22 protein-coding genes are annotated in these 24,813 nt (G+C 67.6%); 9 read left to right on the forward strand and 13 right to left on the reverse strand.

All coding sequences use genetic code 11. From position 1 onward, the window contains the following. Window positions 1-101 precede the first annotated feature (101 nt). From AC50X6_RS07025 to AC50X6_RS07040, 4 genes are all read right to left on the reverse strand, one after another. Window positions 102-1,370 carry a right-handed parallel beta-helix repeat-containing protein gene (locus AC50X6_RS07025; protein WP_494965513.1) on the reverse strand — a complete coding sequence of 423 codons (1,269 nt, stop codon included), beginning with the start codon at window positions 1,368-1,370 and terminating at the stop codon, window positions 102-104. Window positions 1,371-1,767: 397 nt separating this feature from the next. Next, complete coding sequence (locus AC50X6_RS07030; protein WP_494965514.1) at window positions 1,768-2,808, reverse strand: glycosyltransferase family 2 protein; 1,041 nt, start codon at window positions 2,806-2,808, stop codon at window positions 1,768-1,770. Window positions 2,809-2,827: 19 nt separating this feature from the next. Beyond that, window positions 2,828-4,414 carry a lipopolysaccharide biosynthesis protein gene (locus AC50X6_RS07035; protein WP_494965515.1) on the reverse strand — a complete coding sequence of 529 codons (1,587 nt, stop codon included), beginning with the start codon at window positions 4,412-4,414 and terminating at the stop codon, window positions 2,828-2,830. Then, window positions 4,411-4,533: a hypothetical protein gene (locus tag AC50X6_RS07040; protein WP_494965516.1), complete on the reverse strand. Its 123-nt coding sequence runs from the start codon at window positions 4,531-4,533 to the stop codon at window positions 4,411-4,413. The genes AC50X6_RS07035 and AC50X6_RS07040 overlap by 4 nt, the downstream gene beginning before the upstream one ends. Window positions 4,534-4,841: 308 nt before the next feature. Here AC50X6_RS07040 and AC50X6_RS07045 point away from each other — a divergent pair, with 308 nt between their 5' ends. From AC50X6_RS07045 to sufU, 4 genes are all read left to right on the forward strand, one after another. Next, window positions 4,842-6,269 carry a tyrosine-protein kinase domain-containing protein gene (locus AC50X6_RS07045; protein ID WP_494965517.1) on the forward strand — a complete coding sequence of 476 codons (1,428 nt, stop codon included), beginning with the start codon at window positions 4,842-4,844 and terminating at the stop codon, window positions 6,267-6,269. A 60-nt stretch (window positions 6,270-6,329) separates the two neighbouring features. After that, window positions 6,330-7,664 (forward strand): hypothetical protein, encoded by a 1,335-nt coding sequence (locus AC50X6_RS07050; protein ID WP_494965518.1) that lies wholly within the window; start codon window positions 6,330-6,332, stop codon window positions 7,662-7,664. 216 nt (window positions 7,665-7,880) lie between these two features. After that, window positions 7,881-9,188 (forward strand): SufS family cysteine desulfurase, encoded by a 1,308-nt coding sequence (locus AC50X6_RS07055; protein ID WP_494965519.1) that lies wholly within the window; start codon window positions 7,881-7,883, stop codon window positions 9,186-9,188. 12 nt (window positions 9,189-9,200) lie between these two features. Further along, window positions 9,201-9,656: a Fe-S cluster assembly sulfur transfer protein SufU gene (gene sufU, locus AC50X6_RS07060; protein ID WP_494965520.1), complete on the forward strand. Its 456-nt coding sequence runs from the start codon at window positions 9,201-9,203 to the stop codon at window positions 9,654-9,656. A gap of 71 nt (window positions 9,657-9,727) precedes the next feature. On the opposite strand, the gene AC50X6_RS07065 is transcribed toward sufU, so the two are convergent. From AC50X6_RS07065 to AC50X6_RS07085, 5 genes are all read right to left on the reverse strand, one after another. After that, entirely contained in the window at window positions 9,728-11,041 is a 1,314-nt protein-coding gene (locus tag AC50X6_RS07065) for a UDP-glucose dehydrogenase family protein (protein ID WP_326966907.1), read from the reverse strand. A gap of 48 nt (window positions 11,042-11,089) precedes the next feature. Then, a complete protein-coding gene (locus AC50X6_RS07070; RefSeq protein ID WP_494965521.1) occupies window positions 11,090-11,545 on the reverse strand; it encodes a VanZ family protein in 456 nt (151 codons plus the stop codon). Between the two features lie 132 nt (window positions 11,546-11,677). Beyond that, window positions 11,678-11,899 carry an SCO4848 family membrane protein gene (locus AC50X6_RS07075; protein ID WP_494965522.1) on the reverse strand — a complete coding sequence of 74 codons (222 nt, stop codon included), beginning with the start codon at window positions 11,897-11,899 and terminating at the stop codon, window positions 11,678-11,680. 3 nt (window positions 11,900-11,902) lie between these two features. Continuing rightward, window positions 11,903-12,400 (reverse strand): DUF2505 domain-containing protein, encoded by a 498-nt coding sequence (locus tag AC50X6_RS07080; RefSeq protein ID WP_494965523.1) that lies wholly within the window; start codon window positions 12,398-12,400, stop codon window positions 11,903-11,905. Between the two features lie 47 nt (window positions 12,401-12,447). After that, the gene (locus tag AC50X6_RS07085; protein ID WP_494965524.1) at window positions 12,448-13,944 is read right to left on the reverse strand and encodes an SDR family oxidoreductase; all 1,497 of its coding nucleotides are present in this window, start codon (window positions 13,942-13,944) and stop codon (window positions 12,448-12,450) included. 356 nt (window positions 13,945-14,300) lie between these two features. On the opposite strand from AC50X6_RS07085, the gene AC50X6_RS07090 reads away from it, so the two are divergent. From AC50X6_RS07090 to AC50X6_RS07110, 5 genes are all read left to right on the forward strand, one after another. Next, complete coding sequence (locus tag AC50X6_RS07090; protein ID WP_494965525.1) at window positions 14,301-14,618, forward strand: hypothetical protein; 318 nt, start codon at window positions 14,301-14,303, stop codon at window positions 14,616-14,618. 82 nt (window positions 14,619-14,700) lie between these two features. Next, on the forward strand, window positions 14,701-14,823 hold the full coding sequence (locus AC50X6_RS07095; protein WP_494965526.1) for a hypothetical protein: 123 nt from the start codon (window positions 14,701-14,703) through the stop codon (window positions 14,821-14,823). Window positions 14,824-15,021: 198 nt separating this feature from the next. Next, window positions 15,022-16,527 (forward strand): FG-GAP-like repeat-containing protein, encoded by a 1,506-nt coding sequence (locus AC50X6_RS07100; RefSeq protein ID WP_494965527.1) that lies wholly within the window; start codon window positions 15,022-15,024, stop codon window positions 16,525-16,527. A 191-nt stretch (window positions 16,528-16,718) separates the two neighbouring features. Continuing rightward, on the forward strand, window positions 16,719-20,381 hold the full coding sequence (gene mfd, locus AC50X6_RS07105) for a transcription-repair coupling factor (protein ID WP_494965528.1): 3,663 nt from the start codon (window positions 16,719-16,721) through the stop codon (window positions 20,379-20,381). Window positions 20,382-20,384: 3 nt separating this feature from the next. Next, window positions 20,385-21,218: a metal-dependent hydrolase gene (locus AC50X6_RS07110; protein ID WP_494965529.1), complete on the forward strand. Its 834-nt coding sequence runs from the start codon at window positions 20,385-20,387 to the stop codon at window positions 21,216-21,218. 72 nt (window positions 21,219-21,290) lie between these two features. On the opposite strand, the gene AC50X6_RS07115 is transcribed toward AC50X6_RS07110, so the two are convergent. From AC50X6_RS07115 to cobA, 4 genes are all read right to left on the reverse strand, one after another. After that, entirely contained in the window at window positions 21,291-21,524 is a 234-nt protein-coding gene (locus tag AC50X6_RS07115; RefSeq protein WP_494965530.1) for a hypothetical protein, read from the reverse strand. A gap of 54 nt (window positions 21,525-21,578) precedes the next feature. Further along, window positions 21,579-22,316, reverse strand: coding sequence for a deoxyribose-phosphate aldolase (deoC, locus tag AC50X6_RS07120; RefSeq protein WP_494965531.1), 738 nt, complete (start codon window positions 22,314-22,316; stop codon window positions 21,579-21,581). 239 nt (window positions 22,317-22,555) lie between these two features. Further along, complete coding sequence (locus AC50X6_RS07125; protein WP_494965573.1) at window positions 22,556-23,701, reverse strand: uroporphyrinogen-III synthase; 1,146 nt, start codon at window positions 23,699-23,701, stop codon at window positions 22,556-22,558. A 77-nt stretch (window positions 23,702-23,778) separates the two neighbouring features. Then, window positions 23,779-24,813 (reverse strand): uroporphyrinogen-III C-methyltransferase, encoded by a 1,035-nt coding sequence (cobA, locus tag AC50X6_RS07130; RefSeq protein ID WP_494965532.1) that lies wholly within the window; start codon window positions 24,811-24,813, stop codon window positions 23,779-23,781.

The raw sequence follows: 24,813 nt of genomic DNA on the forward strand, positions 1-24,813 counted from the left end.
CGGAAATATGCGCCCGGAAAAAAGGGTGCACGGGAAGAGGGCCGGATCCGTTCAAGGATCCGGCCCTCTTCCCGTCTGAAAGCTACAGCCAGGCGGAGACGTCAGCCGTTATAGCGGATACCGCCGGTCTTGCCCTCGACGAGGAGTGCAAGGTTGTCGGCCCAGCGGTTGGTTTCCAGGCCGGGAGTCGTGCTGGCGGCACGGCTGATGATCCGGACGGGGTACTTCGAGCCGCGGCCGAAGTCGAACTGGTTGCGGCCGAGGCTGTTACCGGCAACAGTCACCGTGATGTTCGCGTACTTGCCGTTGTCGATGTTGATGGACGTCTGGCCGTCATCCACCCAGTTCTTCTCCACCACGACGTTCGCGAGCTTGGCGACATTCTGCTGAAGCATGATGCCGATGCCCGCGTGGTTGCCGCGCGGGTTCGGCCCGCTGCCGGGACCCGGGTTGGAGTTGGCGACCACCGTGTTGCCGGCGATGCGGATGTTCTCGCCGCCCTGCACCTGGATTCCGTCGTTGTGGGTGCCGTTGCTGTGCGCCGGGTCGTTGGACCAGTACGTCAGCGAGTGGATGTAGTTTCCTTCGGCCGTCACGTTGGCCGTGGCCGGTCCGCCGGGCCGGTTGAAGATGCCGAGACCGTCGTTGGTGCCCTGGATGTGGTTCCGTTTGGCCGTGTAATCGTGGCCCACGATGCCGTCGCGGTAATAGGACGGGCTGTCCGGGATGATCGTGGTGTCCTGGACGACCAGGTTGGCGACCGCGGCGCTGTTGGCGTCGATGACGCCGGTGTTGGAACCCGGGATTCCCGTGCCACCGTGCAGCCTGCTGTTCTTGATGGTCACGTTTTTGGCGCGGACCTTGATATCACCGTAGATCTCCAGCCCGTCCAGGACTGTGCCGTCCTGGCTGATGACCAGGTCCGCACCGGAGGTGTTGTGCGGCTTCAGTGCGGTGCCGGCCGTGACGCCGCTGGTAGCGGCGGAGGGCTGGTAGGTGCCGACAGCCAGGGCTGCCCGGGCGGCGGGGGCAGCGGACGCCGTCGTTGCGGCGACGTTGCCCTGCGGCTGGATGGCCGTAACGCGCTGGGCAGCCACTGGGGCGGCAGCCGGGGCAGCCGGGGCGGCAGCAGCGGGAGCCTGCGGTGCGGCCGCAACGGACGTGTCAATGGCTGCTGCCTTCGAGTCGGCAGCGGGGGTAACCGTCTTCGCTTCGCCCGAAGAGGCCTGGTCGCCGGTGCTGGACGTCGCGCCGGGCGCGTCCTGGGCCGCAAGCTGTCCGCAGCCGGTCAGGGTGAGGGCCGCGACGGTGAGGACCGCGGCGCTCAGGTAGCCTGCACGGATGTTTTTGTTCTGGGGGCCAATGGCCATAGTGTCTCAACCTCTTACGTCTCGTCTTCCGGGCACGGGGAATTGCACAGAGACATAACGGAGTGGCGTGCGGCCTGGGGCCTGGTCTGCCAGCGGCACTGAAGCCGAGTCGGTATGTTGCATTGTGCGGTGTCAGCGCAGAACCTGGTGCCTGAGACCTAGGCATGGGCGAACCCGTGGCATCTGCAAAGCTGACGATTCCGTGGGTATCCCCGACCCCGGCTAATGAGCCCCCACGCTATCCGAGGCCCTCAGAGGTTGCAAATTGATAACGGCAGCATGTGGCGCATTGCAACTTGACAACAGCCGGGCGTGTCTCTTACGACACACCCGGAAATTCCGCGGCATGGCGGGGATTTTTTCTCCCGGCGAAAAGCGGACTTAACTGCTCGTAAACTTATTTCCGGCGGTACTCGCTATAGACGTAGCCGGCCGCACCCGAAGCCATGCCGAGGCCCCGGGCGGCCGTCCTCAGCCCCATCGCTTTCTGGGCCTTCGAGCCAGTCGCCAGACCTGCCGCCAGCCGGGCGGACCCTCCCAGCAGCCGGAGCGACCCGGACGCCAGCGACGCGGTCCGGGCCGCCACGCGGGCTGCGAAGCTGGTGCTGAGCTCGATGTTGACCCGGGCGGTCGTGTTGCCGCTCCGCAGGGCGCGCCGCAGGACCCAGCTGCGGGTGAGCCGGCACGCCGGAACCCGGTCCACCACCACGGCCTCGTCGCACCAGAGCATGGTCCCCCCGCGCTGCACGAGCTGCCGCGTAAAGAGCGTGTCCGAGCCGCCGCTGAGGCCGAACCGCTCATCGAAGCACAGCCGCAGCTCCCGGATCTGGCGAAGATCCAGGAGCAGGTTGTTTGTGGCCGCCACATCCAGCGTTGAGCCGGTGGGCAGCCTGCGGCGCCGGAAGAACCGGCCCGCTTGAATCCATGGTTCCGGCTCGTGTTCGTACTCACTGATGACGGGGCCGACCACGGCGGCGGCGCCGCTGGTGCGCTGCAGGTCCAGCAGTTGGGCGAGCCAGCGCTCGGAGGGTACTTCGTCGTCGTCGATGAAGACCAGCAACTCGCTGGGGCCGGCCTCGGCCAGGGCGCGGTTCCGTGCGGCGGCAATGCCGGGTTTCGGCTCGTGGACGTAGCGGACCAATCCGGCCGGAAGTGTGCGTGCGAACTGCTCCACGGCGGCCCTGGCGCCGGCCTCGGGGTCATTGTCGATGACCAGGACGGTGACGGTACGCGGCTCAGGGGACGGTCTGCCCGGGGAATCGGTGCCGTCGGCTTCGCCGCCCGACGCACGGCAGGCAGCCAGAGCCTGGTCCGCCAGCCGGGGCAGCGCCAGAGCGATGTCCTCCGGCCGCCGGTAAGTCAGAACCGCGATGACCGTGCCGCCGGACGGGAGCACGTGTCCCTGCCGGTGTCCACCGGAGAAGTCGTAGTCAGTCATTGCCGTTCCCTCTGCCTTCTCATCCCGATTTACCGCTTGCGAATCCGGGGTGCGGGTCCCGTTGCCGGCTGCTTGTCCGGCCGAAAAGTGCCAGGGCCTGTTCCACGTAGCCGGACAGCATCCGGCGGTGGAAGAGCCACAGCGCAGCCAGGGCCAGGATGATGAAAATCGCCAGCCCGCCGAACAAGTGCCAGAAGCTGTGCACGTCCGCGAGGGACCAGAGCCCGTAGCCGGCAGCGCCCCACAGGGCCGAGTGTACGGCGGGCAGGATGGAGAAAAGCTGGGACTTTACCGTCACACCGGTCAGCCGGGTCTGGATCCTGAGCAGCACGGGGGTGAGGACGAAGCCGGCCACAGCGTAGCCCACGGCGACTCCGAACACGCCAAACTGCAGCCCGATCACAATACCGCCCACCTGCACCACTGCGGCGAGGACTTCATACCGGATGATGAGCGAACTCTGGCCCAGCCCCTTCATGAGGGCCGGCGTCACGTAGAAGACCGTCTCGCGGGCACCGCCGATGGCCAGGACGCTGACCAGCGCCGCGGCGGGCATCCATTCGGGACCCAGGACCAGGTTCACGAGCTCAGGCGCTGCGCAGGCCACGAAGGTCATCAGCGGGATGGAAGCTACCGCCAGGATCCGGGTGGCGGCCACCAGATTTGCGGCTACGAGATCGCGGCGGTCCGCGGACCGGGCAAAGGCCGGAAACATGACCCGGTTGACCGTCTGGCCAATCAGCTGCACCGGCACCACGAGGATCCTGTACGCCATGCCATAGAGGGACAGGGCGGAGACGCCGAGGACACGGCCCACCAGGATGTTGTCCAGGTTGCGGGAGAAGTAGGCCAGGCAGTCTGTGGCGAACACGCTAAGGCTGAACTTGAACAGCGGCACCACCGCGCGGAAGCCGAAATTCGGCAGCGGGCCCCGGCTTGCCGCCAGCAGCATGGCGCTGCAGACGAGATCGGTGGCAACCACCTGGTACACCATGGACCAGGGTCCGGCGCCGGCCAGGGCCGCGCCGATGCCGGCGGCACTGCCCGCGGCGGCTGCCGCAATATCCGCGGCTCCCACCTTGTGCAGCAGCATCTCGCGGGACAACATTGACCGCGGCGTGACCGCGAGGGCCTTGAGCGGGATGGCGAACGCCAGCACCTGGAGGATCGGTTCGAGTTGCTCAACGCGGAAAAAATCGGACACCCACGGTGCGGCAAACCAGGTGGCTGCCGCGAGCAGGCCTGCCACCAGGAGGTTAAGCGTGGCGGTGGCGCCGGCCATCCGGCGGGTAACGTCCGCACGCTGGATCAGCGCAGCGGACAGGCCCTGGTCCAGCAGCAGCGCCACCAGACTGATATAGACGGTGGCAGCGGCGATGACGCCGTAGCTCTGCGGTCCCAAAATCCGGGCGAGCACCACCGCGCAGACGATCTGGAATCCCTGCCGCGCCAAGACCGCACCAAAGCTCCACCGGACGCCGCGGGCCGTCCTGCGGGCTGTCCCGCCGGGTGGCTGGCCATCCCGGCCGGAACCACTCTGGCCGGCCATGTTGCCGCCGGCTCCCGGCGTGGCTTCGCCGGCGCGGCCAGCGGTGTTGCCTGTCACCGCCGCCTGCCAGCGGCGGCGGGCCGGGCGGCGTCGCCGGGCTTGACGAATTGCGTCGGGACCATCACGACGTCGGACCCGGCGAGGACCGGCAGATGCTGCCCAGCAGTGTTCATCATGCCCCTATGGATCCGTGACCGCGGCGGAAAGTCACCCTGCGGCGGGGGCCGGGGACTGCTGCTCGCAGAACCTCCGATCCAGCCACTGAAACGAGTTGCTGGGACCTCCGGATCCGCTCTGGCTTAGGGCAAGACTACGGCCGACATCCCTGTTTGGCTAGGATTCGCAGGGCCCGCCCCGACCGCGGGCAAACACGTGTCGCGAAAAAGCTTCCTTAGGGAAGTTTTGCGGTAAATAATGGGCCTTCAGGAGACCATGAAGTACCGTGCCGGTGCAGGCATGGCGTGGAAGCCGCATGGGGGTTCCTTTGGAGCTAGCAGAATACGGACGCGCGATTGTGCGCGGCTGGTGGATCGTGCTTTTGTGTATGGTGGTCGGCCTCGCCGCCGCGGCGTTTGTCACCGCCCGGACACCGCCGGTCTATCAGAGCAGCGTCAGGTTTTACGTGGTCTCAGCGCAGGGCCCGGGCCAGTCGGCGCTCCAGGCCCTCGAACTCTCCCGCGGGCGCATCGCCGGGTTCGCCGGCCTCGCGAAGAGCGATAAGTTCGCTGATGTGCTCGGACGGAACAGCAACACCGGCCTGTCGGCCCGGGAAATCTCCGAGAGCATCAGCGCCACCGGTGACCAGGCGACGCTCATGCTCTCCATCGTGGTCAGCCTGCCGGATCAGCCCAGGGCCCTGGCGGTCGCCCGGACGGTTGTCGACAACCTGGGAACCGCGGTCAGCGAAGTGGAGGCCGCCCGAACGGCGTCGGGCAGCGGACAGACGGTACTGAACCTGGTGGGCGGGCCCACCGTGGAAACTGTACCGGTGTCACCCCACGTCGGTTTGAACCTCGCGCTCGGAACGCTTTTAGGCTTCGGCGCCGGCGTGGTGATTGCCGTCTCGCGCCGGCTGACGGACAAGACGCTCGGGACTGCCGAGCAAGTGCAGGAGGCCTCAGGACGTCCCCTGCTTGCACGCATCCCCCTCAGCGCCGACGCCCGAAAAGCAAGCCGGATTCTTGAACAGCGCCAGGTCTCCCTTCTTGACGAGGCCGGACGCCGGCTCCGGACGAACATCGATCACTTTCCCGGTATGCCGGCTTCCGGCGTTGTCGTTGTTACCTCGGCACGGGTAGGGGACGGTAAATCCTGTGTGGCGCTGGTGCTGGCCCAGGCCTGGGCGGAGGCCGGTGAACGAGTCCTGCTGGTGGAAGGCGACCTCCGCACCCCAAGACTCGCGGCCGAGCTGGCGCTCGCCAACGGGCTCGGCTTCGCGGATCTCCTGGCCGGACGTACCTCGCTGGCCGACGTCATACAGCCGACAGTGATGGAGAGCCTCCAGGTCGTCGCCGCCGGCACGGTTCCGGCCTACCCCACGGAGCTGCTGCGCAGCCCGGCGGCGGGCTCGGCGCTGGCGGAGATGCGGACGAAGTACAGCCGGGTGATCGTCGATGCACCGGCCATGCAGCCTTACAGCGACGCGGCACTGCTGGCGGCCAAGGCGGACTGCACTGTCGTCGTCGTCATGCACCGGCGGGTGACTCCGGAATTGCTGAAAGCGGCGGTCCGGAACCTCGAGCTGGTCAATAGCAAGATCGCCGGGGTGGTGTTCAATGCTCTTCCCGCGCGGCTCTCGGAAGCCTACAAACAGCCATCCGAACGGTTCCGGACCCAGGAGCAAACGACGGACTGGGCGCCGCTTGAGATGCCGGCGGAACCTCCGGTCCCACACGCCTCTCCCCGGCGGTGACCGGTGAGCCGCCACGATCCCGCCGCTGAACAAAGCATTGCCCCGGGCCGGGTGGTCTGAATGCAGCTCGCCCTCTGGATCGGACTATGCCTGACGGCCGCCTTCCTGCTCCGTACGCGGGCAAGGGTGCCGATCGGGGCTGTCCTGTGCCTATGGATGCTGGTGCCCGCTGTGGGTTCTTCGCTCATCACCGGAGTGAGCTCCGGGCCGTTGTCGGTCCACGCCGCGACGTGGCTTGTGCTATCGGTCTTCCTGATCCGGATGCTCCACGACCCGTGGAGCGTCCAGACCGCGCTCGCCCGGCACTTCTTCCTTTTCCTCACCCTTGGGGTGGTGATGACGGCTGCCTTCCTGGCCTCGGCGATGTCGAGCGCCGGCGGGGGGATGGTGCTGCTTGTGGATCAGATCGTGGTTCCGGTTCTGTTCTGCCTGCTGCTGCTGGCGGAAGCCGACAGGGCGGGGGGGCTCGTGACAGGCCTCCGCACGCTGATACTGGCCCTCGTGGCGTTCGTCTGTGTCATCGCAGTCGCCCAGTGGCTGACTCACAGCTACCTGTTTTATGAGTCCGGCTACAGCAACGTGTACTGGTTCGGCCGAAACTCTGGCCGATGGATGGCCACCCTGGACCAGCCGCTGGCTTTGTCGCTCGCCATTTCGCTCGCGGCGCCCCTCGTAACCGGGCTGAAGCAGGCCTGGCTGCAGGCCTTGATGCTGGCCCTGATGGTGGTCGGCGTCCTCATCACGCAGTCCCGTGTGGGGCTTGCCGCGCTTGCCGTGACCGTGGCTGCAACGTTGCTGCTGGCCAGAATGCGCGCCTGGATCAAGGCGGTGATGGTGGTGGGGGCCGCCGCGGCCACCGCCGCGATCATGGTCTCTCCGCTCATCGCAGGGGTGGCGGCCAGGGTTGTCAACGACTCCGGTTCGGCGCAAGCCCGGAGCCTGGCCCTCGACTATTTCCTCAGTCGCTGGAACGCCTACGCACTGGCCGGTGACGGCATCGGCTCCAGCTATCGGCTGGCCACCCAGGTGGGGCTGGAGACCAGCTTCGAGAACCCCATCCTGATGTACAGCATCGACTTCGGCATCGTCTTTGCCCTGCTCTATTTCGGATCGATGGCCGTGATCGTGATCCGCAAGGGTCCCGGGAACGGCTACAAGGGCCTGATGCTGGCCGGAGTTATGGCCGTCGTCATTCCGCAGACCTACAGCTCCCTCGCCACCCGTTCCGCGGCCGGCATCCTCGTCTGGACGCTTCTGGCCATGGTCATCATCGCCGGGGATGAGGCGCAGGATCGCGCCCGCGGGCAACGTGCCGGGCAGACGCACGACGAGGCAGCCGCAGCGGACACCGCCCGGCCACCCGGCGCCCTGACGCCGGCCGGACCCGCAGGCTGACGATGATCGCCCGCCGGCTGTTGGTGGGGCCATCTCCGTGCCGAAGAATTACGACGACGGCCCCGGTCGAGTGCCGCGGCGTACGGCTCGGCGGTGTGGCCGCTGAAGACGGCTGCGAGAACGTGGGATAATTAGGATTAATCTGTGTAACGTATTAGCCCGTGCCCTGCCGGCGGACCGGGTGCGTCGCAGCGAAGCCGATCCAGGAGTCCCGCTATGGTTGCCACCCCCGCCCATCTCCTCCGCTCAGCCCGGGCGCTGGGCAACGAGGAGGTCTTGCGGATCCGCAACGACTTCCCCATCCTGAACCAGACCGTCAACGGCAGGCCGCTGGTCTACCTGGATTCCGGGGCCACCTCGCAGAATCCCCTCAGCGTGCTGGAAGCAGAGCAGGAATTCTACGAACAGCGGAACTCGGCCGTGCATCGCGGCGCGCACCACCTCGCGGTGGAGGCCACCGAAGCCTTCGAGGACGCCCGGGAAACGGTGGCGGCCTTCATCGGGGCCGCTCCGGATGAACTCATCTGGACCTCCAACGCCACCGAGGGGCTGAATCTGCTCAGCTACTCGTTCCTCAACGCCTCCCTCCCCGGCGCGGCCCCCGAAGCCGCCCGCTTTGCCCTCTCAGCCGGTGACGAACTCGTAGTCACCGAGATGGAGCACCACGCCAACCTGATTCCCTGGCAGCAACTGGCCGAGCGGACCGGGGCCAGCCTGAAGTTCATTCCGGTCGATACAAACGGGGCCCTGGACCTGGACGCCGCTGGCCGGATCATCACCGGCCGGACGCGCGTCCTCGCTTTCACCCACGCCTCCAACGTCCTGGGCACCATTAACCCGGTGGATACCCTGGTGGGGCTGGCCCGTGCCGCCGGGGCCCTCGTGGTGCTGGACGCCTGCCAGTCCGCACCGCACCTGCCGCTGGACGTCAAGGCCCTGGGCGTGGACTTCGCCGTCTTCTCCGGTCACAAGATGCTGGCGCCGACGGGAATCGGCGGACTGTACGGCCGCTCTGAGCTGCTCAACGCCATGCCGCCCTTCCTGACCGGCGGCTCGATGATCACCTCCGTGACGATGGAGCGTGCCGGGTTCCTGCCCAGCCCGCAGCGCTTCGAGGCCGGAACCCAGCGGATCTCGCAGGCAGTGGCCCTCGCGGCCGCCGCCAACTACCTGAGCGAAACAGGGCTCTCCCGCATCCACGCCTGGGAATCGGAGCTGGGGCAGCGGCTTGTGGAAGGGCTCGAAGCGATCCCGGGGATCCGGGTGCTCGGTCCGGCGGCGGGGCGGGAGCGGATCGGCCTGGCAGCCTTCGACGTCGAGGATGTCCACGCGCACGACGTCGGGCAGTTCCTGGACAGCCGGGGGATCGCGGTCCGGGTTGGCCACCACTGTGCCCAGCCCCTGCACCGCCGGCTCGGCCTGACGGCGAGCACACGTGCCAGCACCTACCTGTACAACACCACCGACGATGTGGACGCGTTTCTCGACGCTGTCGCCGGTGTCCGCGGATACTTCACAGCCTGAGGACGGCAGTACATGAGTCTCGACCAGCTTTATCAGCAGATCATCCTGGAACACTCCAAGTCGCGGCACGGCAGCGGACTGGCCGGAACGGCCGTTCCCGGCGGCGCGAGCAGCGGCCAGTCACACCAGCTCAATCCGGTCTGTGGGGACGAGATCACCGTCCGCGTCTCCGTGGCCGACGGAAAGGTCAGCGAACTCCGCTGGGACGGCGACGGCTGTTCGATCTCGATGGCGTCGGCCTCTGTCCTGACCGACCTGGCGGAAGGCCTGACGGCGGCGGAGCTGCAGACCGTGATCGGCAGCTTCCGTGAAGTGCTGCGCTCCCGCGGCAAGGTGGCCGCCGATCCTGAGGTGCTGGGGGATGCCGCCGCGTTTGAGGGTGTGGCCCGCTACGCAGCCCGGGTCAAGTGCGCCATGCTCTCCTGGGTTGCCGCCGAGGACGCGCTCGGGCAGGCGCTGTCGAACTAAGGCGCTGTCGAACCGGGGCGCCGTCCTACTGACAACCTGTCTCGGACTGGCCGCCTGTCGAGGACGAAAGGTCAGGGCCGGCCGAGGCCCCGGTAGGTCCAGCCTGCGGCCCGCCACTTGGCCGGGTCCAGGACATTGCGGCCGTCGAGGATCCGCGGCGCCGTCACGAGCGCCTTCGTGTTATGCGGATCGAGATCCCGGTACGCCTTCCATTCGGTCAGCAGCAACACGGCGTCGGCCTTGTGCAGGGCGGCCTCGAGGTCCGGTTCCATCTGAAGCTCCGGGAAGCGTTTGGCTGCGTTCGTCAGCGCCTGCGGGTCCGTGACGGTCACGACGGCGCCCTGGAGCTGAAGCTGCGCGGCAGCACTCAGGGCCGGCGAATCGCGGACGTCATCGCTTTCCGGCTTGAAAGCCGCACCCAGCACGGCAATCCGCTGGCCCATCAGGGAGCCGCCGCAGAGCTCGCGGGTCAGTTCCACCACCCGGGTCCGGCGGCGCATGTTGATCGCGTCGACCTCGCGCAGGAAGGTCAGTGCCTGGTCCGCTCCGAGCTCGCCGGCGCGGGCCATGAACGCCCGGATGTCCTTGGGCAGGCAGCCGCCGCCGAATCCGATCCCGGCGTTGAGGAACTTCCTTCCGATCCGGTCATCGAGCCCGATCGCGTCCGCGAGACGCGTGACATCGGCCCCGGTGGCCTCGCAGACCTCGGCCATGGCGTTGATGAAGGAGATCTTGGTGGCGAGGAAGGAGTTGGCCGCGGTCTTGACCAGCTCCGCCGTCGCATAGTCCGTCACGAGCCGCGGCGTGCCGGCGGCGAGGGGAATCTCGTAAAGCCGGTCCAGCACGGCGACGGCGGGATTGTCTTCGCTGCCGTCCGGCACTCCGTAGACGAACCGGTCCGGGTTCAGTGTGTCCGTGACCGCATGGCCTTCGCGGAGAAACTCGGGGTTCCAGACCAGGGTGGCGCCGGGCTCCGTTTCCGCGATGACCTCGGCGAGCCGCGCGGCGGTGCCGACCGGCACCGTGGACTTTCCCGCGATCACATCGCCGGGCGAGACATGGGCAGCCAGTGATTCGACGGCCGCGTCGACGAAGCGCAGGTCGGCACCGTTTTCGCCACGTTTCTGCGGGGTCCCCACGCAGATGAAATGGATCTCCGAGCCCCGGGCGGCCGACATATCGGTGGTGAACCGCAGCCGTCCCGATTCTTCGAGTTCGGTCAGGAGATCGTCCAGCACCGGCTCGTAAAAGGGCGCATGGCCACCGGAGAGTTGGGCCACCTTGTTTTCGTCAACATCGATGCCCACCACATCGTGCCCTAGCTTCGCCATGCACGCCGCATGGACCGCGCCGAGATACCCGCAACCAATAACCGAGATCCGCATAATTCCGATGTCCTCCCCGCTGGGTGTGTTCACAAGAGCAAGATCTGATCACAGCGTACGTGCCGGGGCGGGGTTTCGCACAGCTGCCCGGCGCGCCACGACATACAGGACCAGCAGGATCAACAGGGCGCCGAGCGTGGCGCCGGCGGTGTTGGCCAGGACATCCGCCAGCGACGGGTAGCGGGCCGGCAGGAAGGCGAACTGTGCCAGTTCAATGAGGCAGGACATCAGCAGCCCTGTGGCGGCTCCGACCCACCAGTAGACCGGGCCCATGATCCAGACCACCAGTGCCCCCAGCGGCATAAACAGCAGGACATTGGAGGCGGCCTCCACCAAACCATAGTCAACCCAGTCGGGGACACCCCAGCGGTGCAGCCTGCGCAGCACTTTCATCACCAGCTCGCCTCCGGCGCCACGGTCCACCGGGGTCGGCCAGAAGGTGATGAAGCCCAGGATCAAGACGTAGGCGCCGAGTTCCCAGGTGGCGACGCGATGGGGTTTCATGGTCACCCCTTTCCCAAGGCACTTTAGAAGGCACTGACGTTCCTGATTCTAGCGCCGGGTTCACAGCAAATGATGGCCGTTGTCCAGGATCCGCCGCCGACGGCCGGACAGTATGTCGGACAGCCGGCCCGGTCAGCCGAACAGGCCGGCAATCCCGATCGCCGCCGTCGCCGCCCCGAGCAGCATCGAGATGCCCACCAGGACGATATGGACGGTGAGGAAGCGGGTGGCCTTCCCACCGGCGTCGCGGGACCTCGGATCCTTCATCACCCGGCGTAGGAACTGCGGCCAGACGGCCAGGGACCAGGCGCCGGCCACGATCAGGACGATGGCCAGGACCGCCGGCAGCCCCATCCGCTAGTGGCTTTCCAGCCAGGCCTGGGCCTGGCTCGACTGGATGTTCAGGGCCTTGCCCACCATCGGCTCAGCCGCTTCCGCGATCTTGCCGCCCAGGAACGGCACCGAGGACGTGACAGTGCCCTCAAGCTCGATCCGGGTGCTCCCGCCGTCGGCGACCAGGCGCTGGACGGCATTGACGTCCAGGGGTGCGCCGGACACCTTCAGGGTGATGTTGCTCTGCCGGGACCCGTCCGGGGCCGGGGCATCCCAGGCCTCGAGCTGGGTCACTTTCAGGCTTTCGCCGACGAACTTCCGGGCCATCTCCGGCATCCGGGTGGTGGGGATGGTCCGCACCGTGGTGGTGCTGAAGGCGCCGGCAGGATCGCCGTCGACGGCGAAGGACTCAAGGGTGCCGCCGACGAGTTCACTCGTGTGGCGCAGGAAATCCTCGTTCACAAACACGGCGGTGACGCGGTCAACGCTGTGCGGAAGGGTGGTGGATGCACTCAATGCCATGGGGGTCCTCCGTGGGGTGGAACTGGTCGTTTCGGGCTCCGAACATCCTACGGGGTTGGCGCGGCCGGCTCCGATTCCTCATCCTGGAGGGCCTTCGCCGCGGCCGTGATGTTCCGCGACATGGCAGGGAAGATCAGGCTGTGGAACGGCAGCACCGCGAGCCAGTACAGGCGCCCGCTGAGACCTTTCGGGAAGAAGATCGCCCGCTGCCGGTAACGGCTGCCGGTTCCCTCCGGCTCCACCGACAGCTCCAGCCAGGCCCGGCCCGGTGCCCGCATTTCGGCGCGCAGCCGGAGCAGGCGGCCGCGGTCGATCCGCTCCGCCCGCCACCAGTCCACCACTTCGCCTTCGGCCAGCAGATGCGGGTGCCGCCGTCCGCGCAGCAGCCCGGCTCCGCCGGTGAGCTTGTCAAGCCAGCCGCGGACGCGCCAGGCCAGCGGCATGGAATACCAGCCGTTCTGCCCCCCGATCCCTTCAATGATGGTCCAGACGTGCTTTGGGGCCACGTCGCTGGAGAAGCTGCGCTCGTCGAGGTAGACGCGGTGGCCGGCCCAGTCCGGGTCGCTGGGGAGCGGATCGGCGTCGGCTCCCGCGCTGGCCCAGGTGGTTGCCACCTGCCCGTCGCGCTCCTTCCCCAAAGCCAGCGCCACCGCGCGCCGGTACGTGGTGAGTCCGCCTTCCGGTGCGGGAATGAAAGTATCGATGTCATGTTCGCGGGCGACGGCGTCGTGCTGGAGGGACTCCACCAGCGGCAGGGACATTGATAACGGAATCGGCGTGGTCAACGCGACCCACATGCCCGCCAGCTTGGGCGCAGGAATGGGGAGCGCCAGCACCACGCGGTACGGGAGCCCGGCCTCCGCGGCGTATTCCTGCATCATGCCCGCGTAGCTGAGGACCTGACGGCAGCCGATGTCGAAGGTACGGTTGATCGGGCCGTCAAGCTCTGCGGCGCCGACGAGGTAGTGCAGCACGTCCCGAACCGCGATCGCCTCGATCTTGTTGCGCACCCAGCTGGGTGCGGGCATGAGGGGCAGCGTCTCGGACAGGTGCCGGATCATCTCGAACGACGCCGAACCGGAGCCGATCACGACGCCTGCCTGATAGACAACGGCGTCCACCGGGCTGTCCAGGAAGACCTTTCCCACCGCCTCGCGGGAGCGCATGTGGGTGGACAGCTCGGCATTGGCCGGGTGCAGGCCGCCCAGGTAAACGATCCGATCCACGCCGGCGTCCCCGGCCGCCTTCGCGGCCGTCTCGGCCATCGCCTTTTCCTTCGACTCGAAGCCCGACCCGGCCGCCATGGAATGGACCAGATAGTAGAGGACATCGACGCCGTCCAGGGCCGCGCGCAAAGCAGCACCGTCGTCGAGGCTGCTCTGGATCACCTCCACGTCCTCCAGCCACGGCACCCCGGCGATCTTGGCCGGTGTCCGCACCAGGACCTTCACTGTGTGCCCGGCCTCCAGCAGCCGGGGGACCAGCCGCCCGCCGATGTAGCCGGTGGCGCCGGTGACGAGAACCGATCGTGGATTGTCGCTCATGGAGTCTCCTCAGGGGGTGGAACAGCCTGGACAGCAAGCTTAGCAATCACGTGAGACCGTCAGGGAAAGCCGTGACCCGGCGCTGCCGCGCTCTGGCTTTCAGGCCCCGCCGGGGCACATGGAACAACAGATCTCACTCCGGTGCGGCTCGATGGAGGCATTCATTGTGGTGAAACATCGCAATATCCGAGGGAAAGAAGGCAACCTCCCGGTTGAAGGAAGGCGCCGGGGGCCACCCGCATATTCGCGGCCGGCGCCCTCGTACTCCTGCTCAGCTCCGGAATTGTCCCTTCTGTGCTGGCGCCCGCCGTTTCGGCGGCGCCCACGGTCAGGAATTCACCCTCAACGCAGGCGACATGCGGTTCATTCTGAAGCAGATCAAAATCACTGAAAATCACGCCACTAAGGAGGACGCCGAGGGCGACGATGTCCCCGGCCAGCCGCTCATGGGCTCCGGGCCCAATCAGATCGCAAACCCCCTGCTGCCCTACGGCCTCCGAACAGCGGACGGCTCGGAGAACAACCTGGTGGCAGGCCAGAATGATTTTGGATCCGCAGGCCGGGTCTTCCCCCGCTCCGGCCGGCTCTGGCTCTGCCCGAACAACGGTGCCGGTGACTGGGCCACCCGCTTTGACCTTGGCGGAGGCTGCAGCCCCGTGACGGCCATCCTGTAGCCGCCAGCTCAACAGGAAGGTCCTCCGCAGCCCGTAAGCGAAGCGGGGGACCTTCCGTGTTCGGCGAAGTAAAGGGTGATGGGTGGACGCCACGCCGCCGTCGAACGTGGCCGCCGGCGGCATGGAGAACGTCTCCGGAGCGCATTGGCCGGGCGCCCTGGCACCGGGAAAGACCACGGTCGGCCGCCTGCTTGGCTGGGGCTGACGCAGTCCCGGAATCGTGGCGAAGGGTGGGTTCCGGAACGTGTTTTAAGGGTTTTCCCAAGCTGTCCCCAACACAGTGGTCGAACGGGCAACCGCGGTTGCAGCGGTTTCCTTCGATGACAAGGGGATGGTTTTAATGGCTCAGACTAAGATTCGTCGCAGCCCAAACTCAGAGGGGCAGCGGCACTTGCTTCGGAAGGTGGTGACGGGGCTGGCCGCCGGGGCCATGCTGGCAACTGTGATGTCGGTTCCGGCCGGCGCGGCATTGTCCCAGACAGGACCCATCGATCCAGTCCATGGCTTCCCGGCCTGGTACACGGACACGAACGGTATCCAGCTTGAACTCTGTCTGGATGGACCGATGTGTCTCGCCACCGATGGGCGGCCGGATCCCGAGGCTGCCGTGAGTTTCCCCGGGAACTTCCCCGGAGAGGCCTTCTGGTGGGCCGGCGAGGCCGGTATTACCACGGCGACGACGGATGCCTTCCTGGGAATGGCGCAGGAAGCTGCGTTTGCCAATGAGGCGCCGGTTGACGGTGACCAGGTGGCGTTCAGCCGGGTACGGATCCGGATCGATGGCCTGCGCGCTGGCGCAAGCGTTACGGTGACTCATCCCTATGGATCAGGAACATTTGTTGCTGATGCGCTTGGGTCCGTTAATGAGACAGAGGACATTGGTTGCTTTGACGTACCTTGCTCGGCCGCAGGCTTCGACCGCGCGCTGAACGGCAGCGTTGGTCCGTTCCTGCGGTGGACTTCGGGTGCACCGGAGGGTTTCCTCGGAGACCCGGCCGTTAACCACGCAGTAACAGGCAGCCCGCGTAATACGAACTTCTTCCGGGTGGAAGGTCAGAATGTCGGTGGCCCCGGCGTCAACACCATCCAGACCAACTTGTTCGCCATCCAGGGCAAGCTCGCCCGCCCACTCGTCGACGTTCCGCCGTTGTCGATGCGGTTGAATGATTTCAACCGTGACGGCGACACGGATGTGATCGCCAGGGACGCTTCGGGGCAGCTGTGGCTTTACCCGGGCACGGGAACGGGGGACTGGTTAACCCGGATCAACCTCGGTGGCGGCTGGAATGTCATGACCTCCATCGTCAGTGCCGGAGATTTCAACGGCGACGGCGATGCGGACGTTGTCGCCCGGGACACGAACGGGCAGCTGTGGCTGTACCGGGGCACCGGAACCGGCGGCTGGCTCCAGCGCCAGAACATGGGCGGGGGCTGGAACGTGATGACTTCCATCGTTGCTCCGGGTGATTTCAACGCCGATAACCGGGCGGACCTGATCGCCAGGGACGGCAGCGGAAGGCTCTGGCTCTACCCGAACAACGGCGCCGGCGACTGGTTGACCCGCGTTGACCTGGGTGCTGGCTGGAACGTCATGAGTTCCATCGTGGCACCCGGTGACTTCAACTCCGACGGCAAGGTGGACCTGATCGCCCGCGACAGCAGCGGTGTGCTGTGGCTCTACCCCGGCAACGGGCGGAACGAATGGTTCACCCGCAAGAGTCTCGGGACCGGCTGGAACACCCTGAACGCCATCACCGCTCCGGGTGACATGAACGGCGACAGCAGGCCCGACGTCATTGCCCGCGACACCTCCGGCCGGCTCTGGCTCTACCCGAACAACGGTGCCGGTGACTGGGCCACCCGCATCGACCTTGGCGGAGGCTGGAGCCCCATGACGGCCATCCTGTAGCCGCCAGCTCAACAGGAAGGTCCTCCGCAGCCCGTAAGGGAAGCGGGGGACCTTCCGTGTTCCCGCCTGGTCATGCGCCCGATGCGGATCGGCTTCCGGCCTGCGATGTAGGCTTGGATGGCCCGGGATTCTCACGAATTCCGGCTATTCGTGTTGCCTGCACCCCAGTGATCCCATCAGGAGATTTCGCCATGAGCCTTAACGGCCCCTCTCTCACCGGTTTGCGCCGCGTCCTCGCCGACGACCGGAATTACGCCCGGGTCAAGGCCGAGGCCGCCCGCGGTTTCGCTGCCCGCAGCGAGGACTACCAGATCAGCGCCCCGGCGGGAATGCGGTCCGCCCTGCTCGCCGAAATGGTTGACGGCCTCACCGCCTCAGCCGTTGGGGACACCGGCCCGGCCCCCGTCGTCCTCGCCGTCACCGCCACCGGACGTGAAGCCGAAGACCTGGCCGCGGCACTGCGCGCCTTCCTGCCGGCAGAGATGATCGCAGAGTTTCCCAGCTGGGAAACCCTGCCGCATGAGCGGCTCTCGCCGCGCTCGGACACCGTGGGACGGCGGCTGTCCGTGCTGCGCCGGCTCGCCCACCCGGAATCCCCGGCCGGCGCGCTCCGCGTCGTGGTGGCCCCGGTTCGCGCCGTCGTCCAGCCGATCGTCGCGGGTCTTGGCGACCTGGTGCCTGTCACTCTCAAGGTGGGCCAGGAGGTGCCTTTCAGCAGCGTTGTGCGGAGTCTCGCCGACGCCGCCTACGCCCGCGTGGACATGGTCACCCGCCGCGGCGAGTTCGCGGTCCGCGGCGGGATGCTGGACGTCTTCCCGCCCACCGAGGACCACCCCGTCAGGGTCGAGTTCTTCGGCGATGACGTGGATCAGATGCGCTGGTTCGCCGTCGCCGACCAGCGCTCGCTGACGGCTCCCGGGGTGCAGCACCCCACCGAACTCCATGCCCCGCCGTGCCGCGAAATCCTGATCACCCCCTCGGTGATGTCCCGCGCCGCGACGCTGAAGTCCCAGCTCCCGGCCGCCGCGGACATGCTGGAGAAGATCGCCGGGGGGATCGCCGTCGAAGGCATGGAATCGTTGGCCCCCGTGCTGGTGGACGCCATGGTCCCGTTCCTCGACCAGCTCCCGGCCGGTTCCATCTCCGTGGTGATCGAACCCGAAAAGGTCCGGACCCGCGCCCACGACCTCGCCGCCACCAACGAAGAGTTCCTCGAGGCGGCCTGGTCCACGGCGTCCGACGGCGGCACGGCGCCTTTGGTGCTGGACACGGGGTTGAGCTCCGCCGCCTCCGTTGCCCTGCACTCCGCCAGCTTCCGGTCGTTGACTGAGACCCGCTCCGCGGCACTCGCGCACGGCGTCTCCTGGTGGTCCATCACCTCGCTCGCCACCGACGAGGAATTATTACCCGACGTGGACGTGCTCAACCTGCACGCCCGGGAACCCCGCGGCTACCAGGGCGATGTGGCCGAAATGATGGACTTCATCGGCTCCCGCGTCCGGGACCAGTGGCGGATCGTCGTCGTCACCGCAGGCCCCGGCCCGGCGCAGCGCCTCGCCGAACTCTTCCACGACGCCGACATCCCGTGCGCCCGGGTGGAATCGCTCGACGACGATCCCCAGGCCGGGCTGATCGAGGTGACCACCGCCGCCGTCGGACGCGGTTTTGTCCTGGATTCACTCAAGCTCGCGCTGCTGACCGAGGCCGATCTGCTGGGGCGCACCTCGGCCGGGTCCACGAAGGACATGCGCCGGATGCCGTCGAAGCGGCGGAACGCCGTCGACCCCCTGCAGCTGCAGGCCGGCGACTCCGTGGTGCACGAACAGCACGGCATCGGCCGGTTTGTGGAGCTGATCCAGCGGAAGGTGGCTGGTGGGGGCGACGGCGTGCGCGAATACCTCGTCCTGGAGTACGCGCCGTCCAAGCGCGGCGCACCGGGTGACCGGCTCTTTGTGCCCACCGACCAGCTGGACCAGGTCACGCGGTACGTCGGCGGGGACACCCCGGCGCTAAGCAAGATGGGCGGCGCGGACTGGGCCAGCACCAAGTCCAGGGCGCGGAAGGCAGTCAAGGAAATCGCCGGCGAGCTGATTCGGCTGTACTCGGCCCGGATGGCCTCCCGTGGCTACGCCTTTGGCCCGGACACCCCGTGGCAGCGCGAACTCGAGGAAGCCTTCCCCTATGTGGAGACCCCGGACCAGCTGACCACCATCAACGAGGTCAAGGCGGACATGGAGCGCGAAATCCCGATGGACCGGCTGATCTCCGGCGACGTCGGCTACGGCAAGACCGAGATCGCGGTCCGGGCGGCCTTCAAGGCGGTCCAGGACGGCAAACAGGTCGCGATCCTGGTGCCCACCACGCTGCTCGCCCAGCAACATTACGAGACCTTCACCGAGCGGTTCTCCGGGTTCCCGCTGGTGGTTAAGCCGCTGTCCCGCTTCCAGGGCAGCAAGGAGACCAAGGAGACGGTCGAAGGGGTCAGGAACGGCTCCGTCGACGTCGTGATCGGCACCCACCGGCTGCTGTCCAAGGACTTCGCGTTCAAGGACCTGGGCCTGGTGGTGGTGGATGAGGAGCAGCGCTTCGGCGTCGAGCACAAGGAAGCGCTGAAGAAGATGCGCACCAACGTGGACGTCCTGGCCATGAGCGCCACCCCGATTCCCCGGACCCTGGAAATGTCGCTCACCGGCATCCGCGAAACCTCCACGCTGGCCACCCCGCCGGAAGAACGCCACCCGGTGCTGACCTATGTGGGCCCGTACACGGACAAGCAGACGTCCGCCGCGATCCGCCGCGAGCTGATGCGCGAAGGCCAGGTGTTTTTTGTCCACAACCGGGTCTCCACGATTGACCGTACCGCCGCGAAGATCCGCGAGCTCGTCCCGGAGGCGCGGGTGGAGGTGGCGCACGGGCAGATGTCCGAGAGCCGGCTGGAACAGATCATCGTGGATTTCTGGGAGAAGCGCTTCGATGTGCTTGTCTGCACCACCATCATTGAGACCGGCCTGGACATCTCCAACGCCAACACCTTGATCGTGGACGGCGCGGACAAGTACGGCCTCTCCCAGCTGCACCAGCTGCGCGGACGCGTGGGACGCGGCCGCGAACGCGCCTACGCCTACTTCCTGTACCCCGCAGAGAAGCCGCTGGGCGAGGTGGCGCTGGAACGGCTCAAGGCCGTCGCCACGCACAACGAACTCGGCGCCGGCATGCAGCTGGCCATGAAGGACCTCGAAATCCGCGGCGCCGGCAACCTGCTCGGCGGCGAGCAGTCCGGCCACATCCAGGGCGTCGGCTTTGACCTTTACATCCGGCTGGTCGGCGAAGCCGTGGCGGACTACCGGGGCGAGGCCGAGGAGAAGGCCGCCGACATGAAAATCGAGCTGCCGGTCAACGCACACCTGCCGCACGACTATGTGCCGGGCGAACGGCTGCGGCTCGAGGCGTACCGCAAGCTCGCCGGGGCCATCACCTACGAGGCGATCGGTGAGGTCCTCGCCGAGCTCGTGGACCGTTACGGCGAGCTGCCGCTGCCGGCGACGAACCTGATCGACGTCGCCCGCTTCCGGGTGGGCGCCCGCGAAGCCGGGCTCAGCGACGTGGCGCTGCAGGGCAACTTCATCAAGTTCTCCCCGGCGCAGCTGCCGGAGTCCAAGCTTATGCGGCTCACCCGGATGTACCCGGGCTCGCAGGCCAAGCCGGCACTGGACGCGGTGCTCATCCCTAAGCCCAAGACGGCACGGATCGGTGGCCGGGACCTGCAGGACGCCGAGATCCTCGACTGGGCCAACGGCGTCATCCGCAACATCTTCGCCGACGCTGCCGTCCCGGTGTCACCGGCGGTGAGCTGACCCGTGATGGGAGGACACCACGCCGCGTCGGGAGCCGCGGCGTGGGTGGCCATTGCCTCGACCGGGCCGTACACGCTGGGCTGGTACCCGCTGGACGCCACCGGGATCGTGATCGGCGGGATGGCGACGGCGGGGACGGCCCTGGTCTGCGACTGGGACCACCGTTCCAGCACTGTGGCGCACTCGCTGCCGCCGTTGTCGAACCTGATTGCCGTCGGCATCGAAAACGCCTCCGGCGGGCACCGGCAGGGCACCCACTCGGTGCTGGGCGCCGGGCTCTTCGTCCTGCTGGCCGCGATGGCGGCGCAGCTGCAGCTGCAGACCGACTGGGGGCTGCTGTCCGTCGGCGCGGGTCTGCTGTGCATGTTTATGATCAACATCGCAGCCAAGGCGCTGAAGCTGTTTCCCAAGTACGGCTGGCTCAGCAACTGGATCTTCGCGGTGGCGATGGCCGGGCTGGTGACCTGGTTTGCGCCGCACCAGTGGACCTGGCTGCCCGTTTCCATGCTCACCGGGGTGCTGGTCCACATCGTGGGGGACATGATCACCACCGGGGGAGTGCCGCTGCTGTGGCCGCTCGTGATCAAGCCGCCGAAGTTCCTGCGCAGGCTGCCGCTGATCAAGAATGTCTGGAAGGCCAACGGGGCGTTCTCCATTCCGCTGCTGGGCCGCGCCGGCTCGCGGCGGGAATGGTTTGTGCTGATCCCGGTCAGCGCCTACGCCATGATCGGCATGTTCGGCGCGGCGCTGGCCCTGGCCGAGGCGCATGTCCCGGCCGCCGTGGCAATGGGCACGGCGCTGGTGCAGAGCCTGTTCGGGCTGGCAGCCGGCGCATAGCAGCGGTTGTTAAATGACTGAAGCTCCGGCGAACCGGAGCTTCAGTCGTTTTTAGGATGTTGTTGCCGGCGCTTAGATCTCGCCGGCGGAATCCGAGCGGCCCAGAATCGTCTGCGGGATCCAGAACGCCGCAGCGAAGAGTGCCAGGCAGGCGACCATCGGCCACGGGTTGCCCAGCGTCAGGAAGGACAGCGAGTAGAGCGAACCGAGGAATAGGGCCATCATCAGGACGAAGAGGATGATGGTGGATCCGAGGGGGTTCTCGGTCTGCGGCGTCTGCTGGGTCCTGGCGGTGTTGCTGGACATTCGTTCCTCCTCGGCCCCTGGGGGGCTCAAAACTGTGGCGGCTGCCGGTGCGGATCAGTACGCGGATGAACCCTGTTCACCTTTGACGATCGCGATGCCGGAGCTGGCGCCAATGCGTGTTGCACCTGCAGCAATCATAGCCTGTGCGTCCGCGAGCGAACGCACACCGCCGGAGGCCTTGACGCCGAGGTCCGGACCGACCGCGCGGCGCATCAGGGCGACGTCGCCGGCGGTGGCCCCGCCGCCGTTGAACCCGGTGGATGTCTTGACGAAATCCGCTCCGGCCTCGACTGCCGCCCGGCAGGCCAGGACTTTCTGGGCATCGTCCAGCAGCGCGGTTTCGATGATGACCTTCAGGATGGCGCCGCCGTCGTGGACTGCATCGGCGACGGCCGCGATGTCATCGACCAGGGCGCCCTGATCGTTCGCCCGGGCCGCGGCGATGTTGATGACCATGTCCACCTCTTCGGCCCCGTCCAGAACAGCACCGCGGGCCTCGAAGGCCTTGACGTCGCTCGGTGTGGCGCCCAGCGGGAACCCGACCACGGAACACGTCAGCACGCCGGTGCCCTTGAGGGCCTTCTTGACCGTCTTGACCCAGATCGGGTTTACGCAGACCGACTTGAAACGGTACTCGGCAGCCTCGGCGCAGACCTTGAGGACCTCGGCCTCGTTCGCCTCCGGCTTGAGCAGGGTGTGGTCAATGAAGGAGGCAATATTGCCCTGGGTATCGGACCTTACGGGGGCAGCGGGGGTGGCGCTTCCGGCAGCGGTGGGGGCTTCGTTGCTCATGGTGGTCCCTTTCCTGGCGGGCCGTGGACTGGTAGTCCCTTGGGGCAGTCCTTCGGGGAGGCTTTGTGGGCCTGCGGACACCGCGGTATTCGTGGCTTCTCTGTTGCCCATCCTGCCACAACAGGCCTCCCGGCGGAGGGCCGGGGGCTGCCTCGGCGGGGGCCCCGAAAATGCAACGCGGGGTCACTTAGCGCCCATAAACTGCCTCGGGATGGGCGCTAAGTGACCCCGCGTTGCTCTTAGACGCGGATCCGGTAGCCGCGCTTGACTACGGTTTCCACGAGGTTCCCGTCCGGGAGGGCGGAACGCAGCCGGCTGACGGTCATGTCCAGGGCATGGACGGATCCGCGAAGTTCCAGCAGCTCGGAGAGGGATTCCCGGGACAGCACGGCCCCGCCGGCGCCCAGCAGGGCCCGGAGCAGCAGCAGCGGCGCGGGGGCCAGGTCCACGGCCGCGCCGTCGATCCGCAGCAAGCGGCCGCGCAGCTCCACGCTCCCGGAGAGCGTGTCCAGCCGGCGGACATGGTTCAGGGCCAGGTGCTCGACGACGAGCCGGATCAGGGCGCCCATCCGGAACCGTTCCGGGACCAGCGGCTGCAGGCCGGCGTCGATCAGCGGCTGGGCGGTGATGGGACCGACGACGGCGGTGGTGACCGTGGTTTTCAGGCTCTCGACGAGCTGTTTGTACAGGCCCATCTCGTGCGCCGTGCTCCACATCGCGTCAACTGCCGGGGCGCTGGTGAAGGTCAGCACGTCCAGGTTTCCGCTGCAGGCGGCCTCGATCAGCCGCGGCAGCCGGTCAGCGCCGTCGGGCTTGACCCAGCGGTACGGCGTGACCGTCAGGACGGTGGCGCCGGACATCCGCAGCCGTTCGAGCTGGCGCACGTCGGTGTAGCCGTGCAGTTGCACCGCCACGGTTTTGCCCCGCACGCCCTCAGCCAGGAGCATGTCCACCAGGGTGGCCGTGGTTTCGTCGCTGCTGATCCCGACGTCGGCCAGTCCGGCCGCGCGAACGGCCCCGCGGGCCTTCGGGCCGCGGACGAACATCCGGGCTGCGGAAAGGGTTCCCAGCAGCTCTTCGCCGATCCCGAAGCTGTCCGCGGCCTCGCACCAGCGGCGCATGCCGTAGGCGGTGGTGGCGATGCACAGCTCGGGCCGGGCGTCGATGATGGCGCGGGTGTCCTCGATCAGGCGCATGTCCTCCTGTACCGGGGCGATCTTCAGCGCCGGTGCGTGCAGCACCTCGGCTCCGCGCCGCTCCAGGGCCTCGATCAGGTCCTGGGAGCGCCGGTGCGAGGTGACCCCGATCCGGAAGCCCTCAAGGGGCTGCCCGGATTTCTCCGCGGATGATTCGCCGGATGATTCGCCAACCGCTTCACGGGCCACTTCACTCCCCGGCGGCCGGGTGGACGGTTCGGTTGACGGCCGGGCCGGCGCGATGGCGTGGAGGGCATTCACGGCTCTCACGCCCCCATCAGGGACGCGGCCAGGCGGTCGAGCTCGGCTTCCGCCTCCGCGCAGCCCCGGTTGGCCTCGGCCACCCCGACGACGTCGCCGATCACCAGCACGGCCGGGTTGCTGCACCCGGCGGCCGCCGTCGTGATGGTGCCCAGCTCGGCGATGGTGGTGCGCTGGCCGGGGCGGTAACCGCGCTCGACGACGGCCATCGGCATGTCCGCGCGCATCCCCGCCCGGCGCAGACCCGCGGCGAGCTGGCGCAGCGTGCCGATACCCATCAGCACCACGATGGTCCCGCCGAGGCCGGCGAGGTGCAGGAGTTCCTTCTCCGTCAGCGGGGCGTGGCCCGAGACCACGGTGAACAGGTGGCTGACCTCGCGGTGCGTCACCGGGATCCCGGCCGCGGCCGGGACAGCGATGGCGCTGGTGACGCCGGAGATGACCCGGACGGGCACGCCGGCCTTGACACAGGCGGCCACTTCCTCGCCGCCGCGGCCAAAGACGTACGGGTCCCCGCCCTTGAGCCGGACCACGTTCCTGCCGGCCAGTGCAGCCTCCACCATCAGCTCCTCGATGCCGGACTGGCTCACCCGGTGGTGGCCGGGCCGCTTGCCCACATCCACCAGCTCGGCCGTGCTCAGGGCGGGCAGCTCCTGGTAAGGGGCGAGGCGGTCGTAGAAGACCACGTCGGCGTCCCGTAGCGCCTTAATGGCTGCCATGGTCAGCAGTTCGGTGCTTCCCGGACCGCCGCCGACCAGGGTGACGTGGCCGGCGGGCCCGGCGGCGGGTTCCGCCGCGACCGGGACCCCGGTGTCACGGCACCGGTCCAGGAGGGCCGCCCAGCCGGGCTGGCCGTCGTCGACCGCGGCGACCAGGAAGGGCCGTTCGGGCAGCGGGCCGTCGTGCCGGGCGCCGCCCGGGGTGCTGAGCCGGGAGACGACGGCGCCGGCGGCCCGGTAGCGGCTCACGGCTTGGCGGGCGGCGGTGTCCGAGCCGGTGACGAGGACTTCGCGGCCGTTGAGATCGAGGCTGAGCTGCAT

It is taken from the genome of Pseudarthrobacter sp. HLT1-7, from assembly GCF_059383435.1.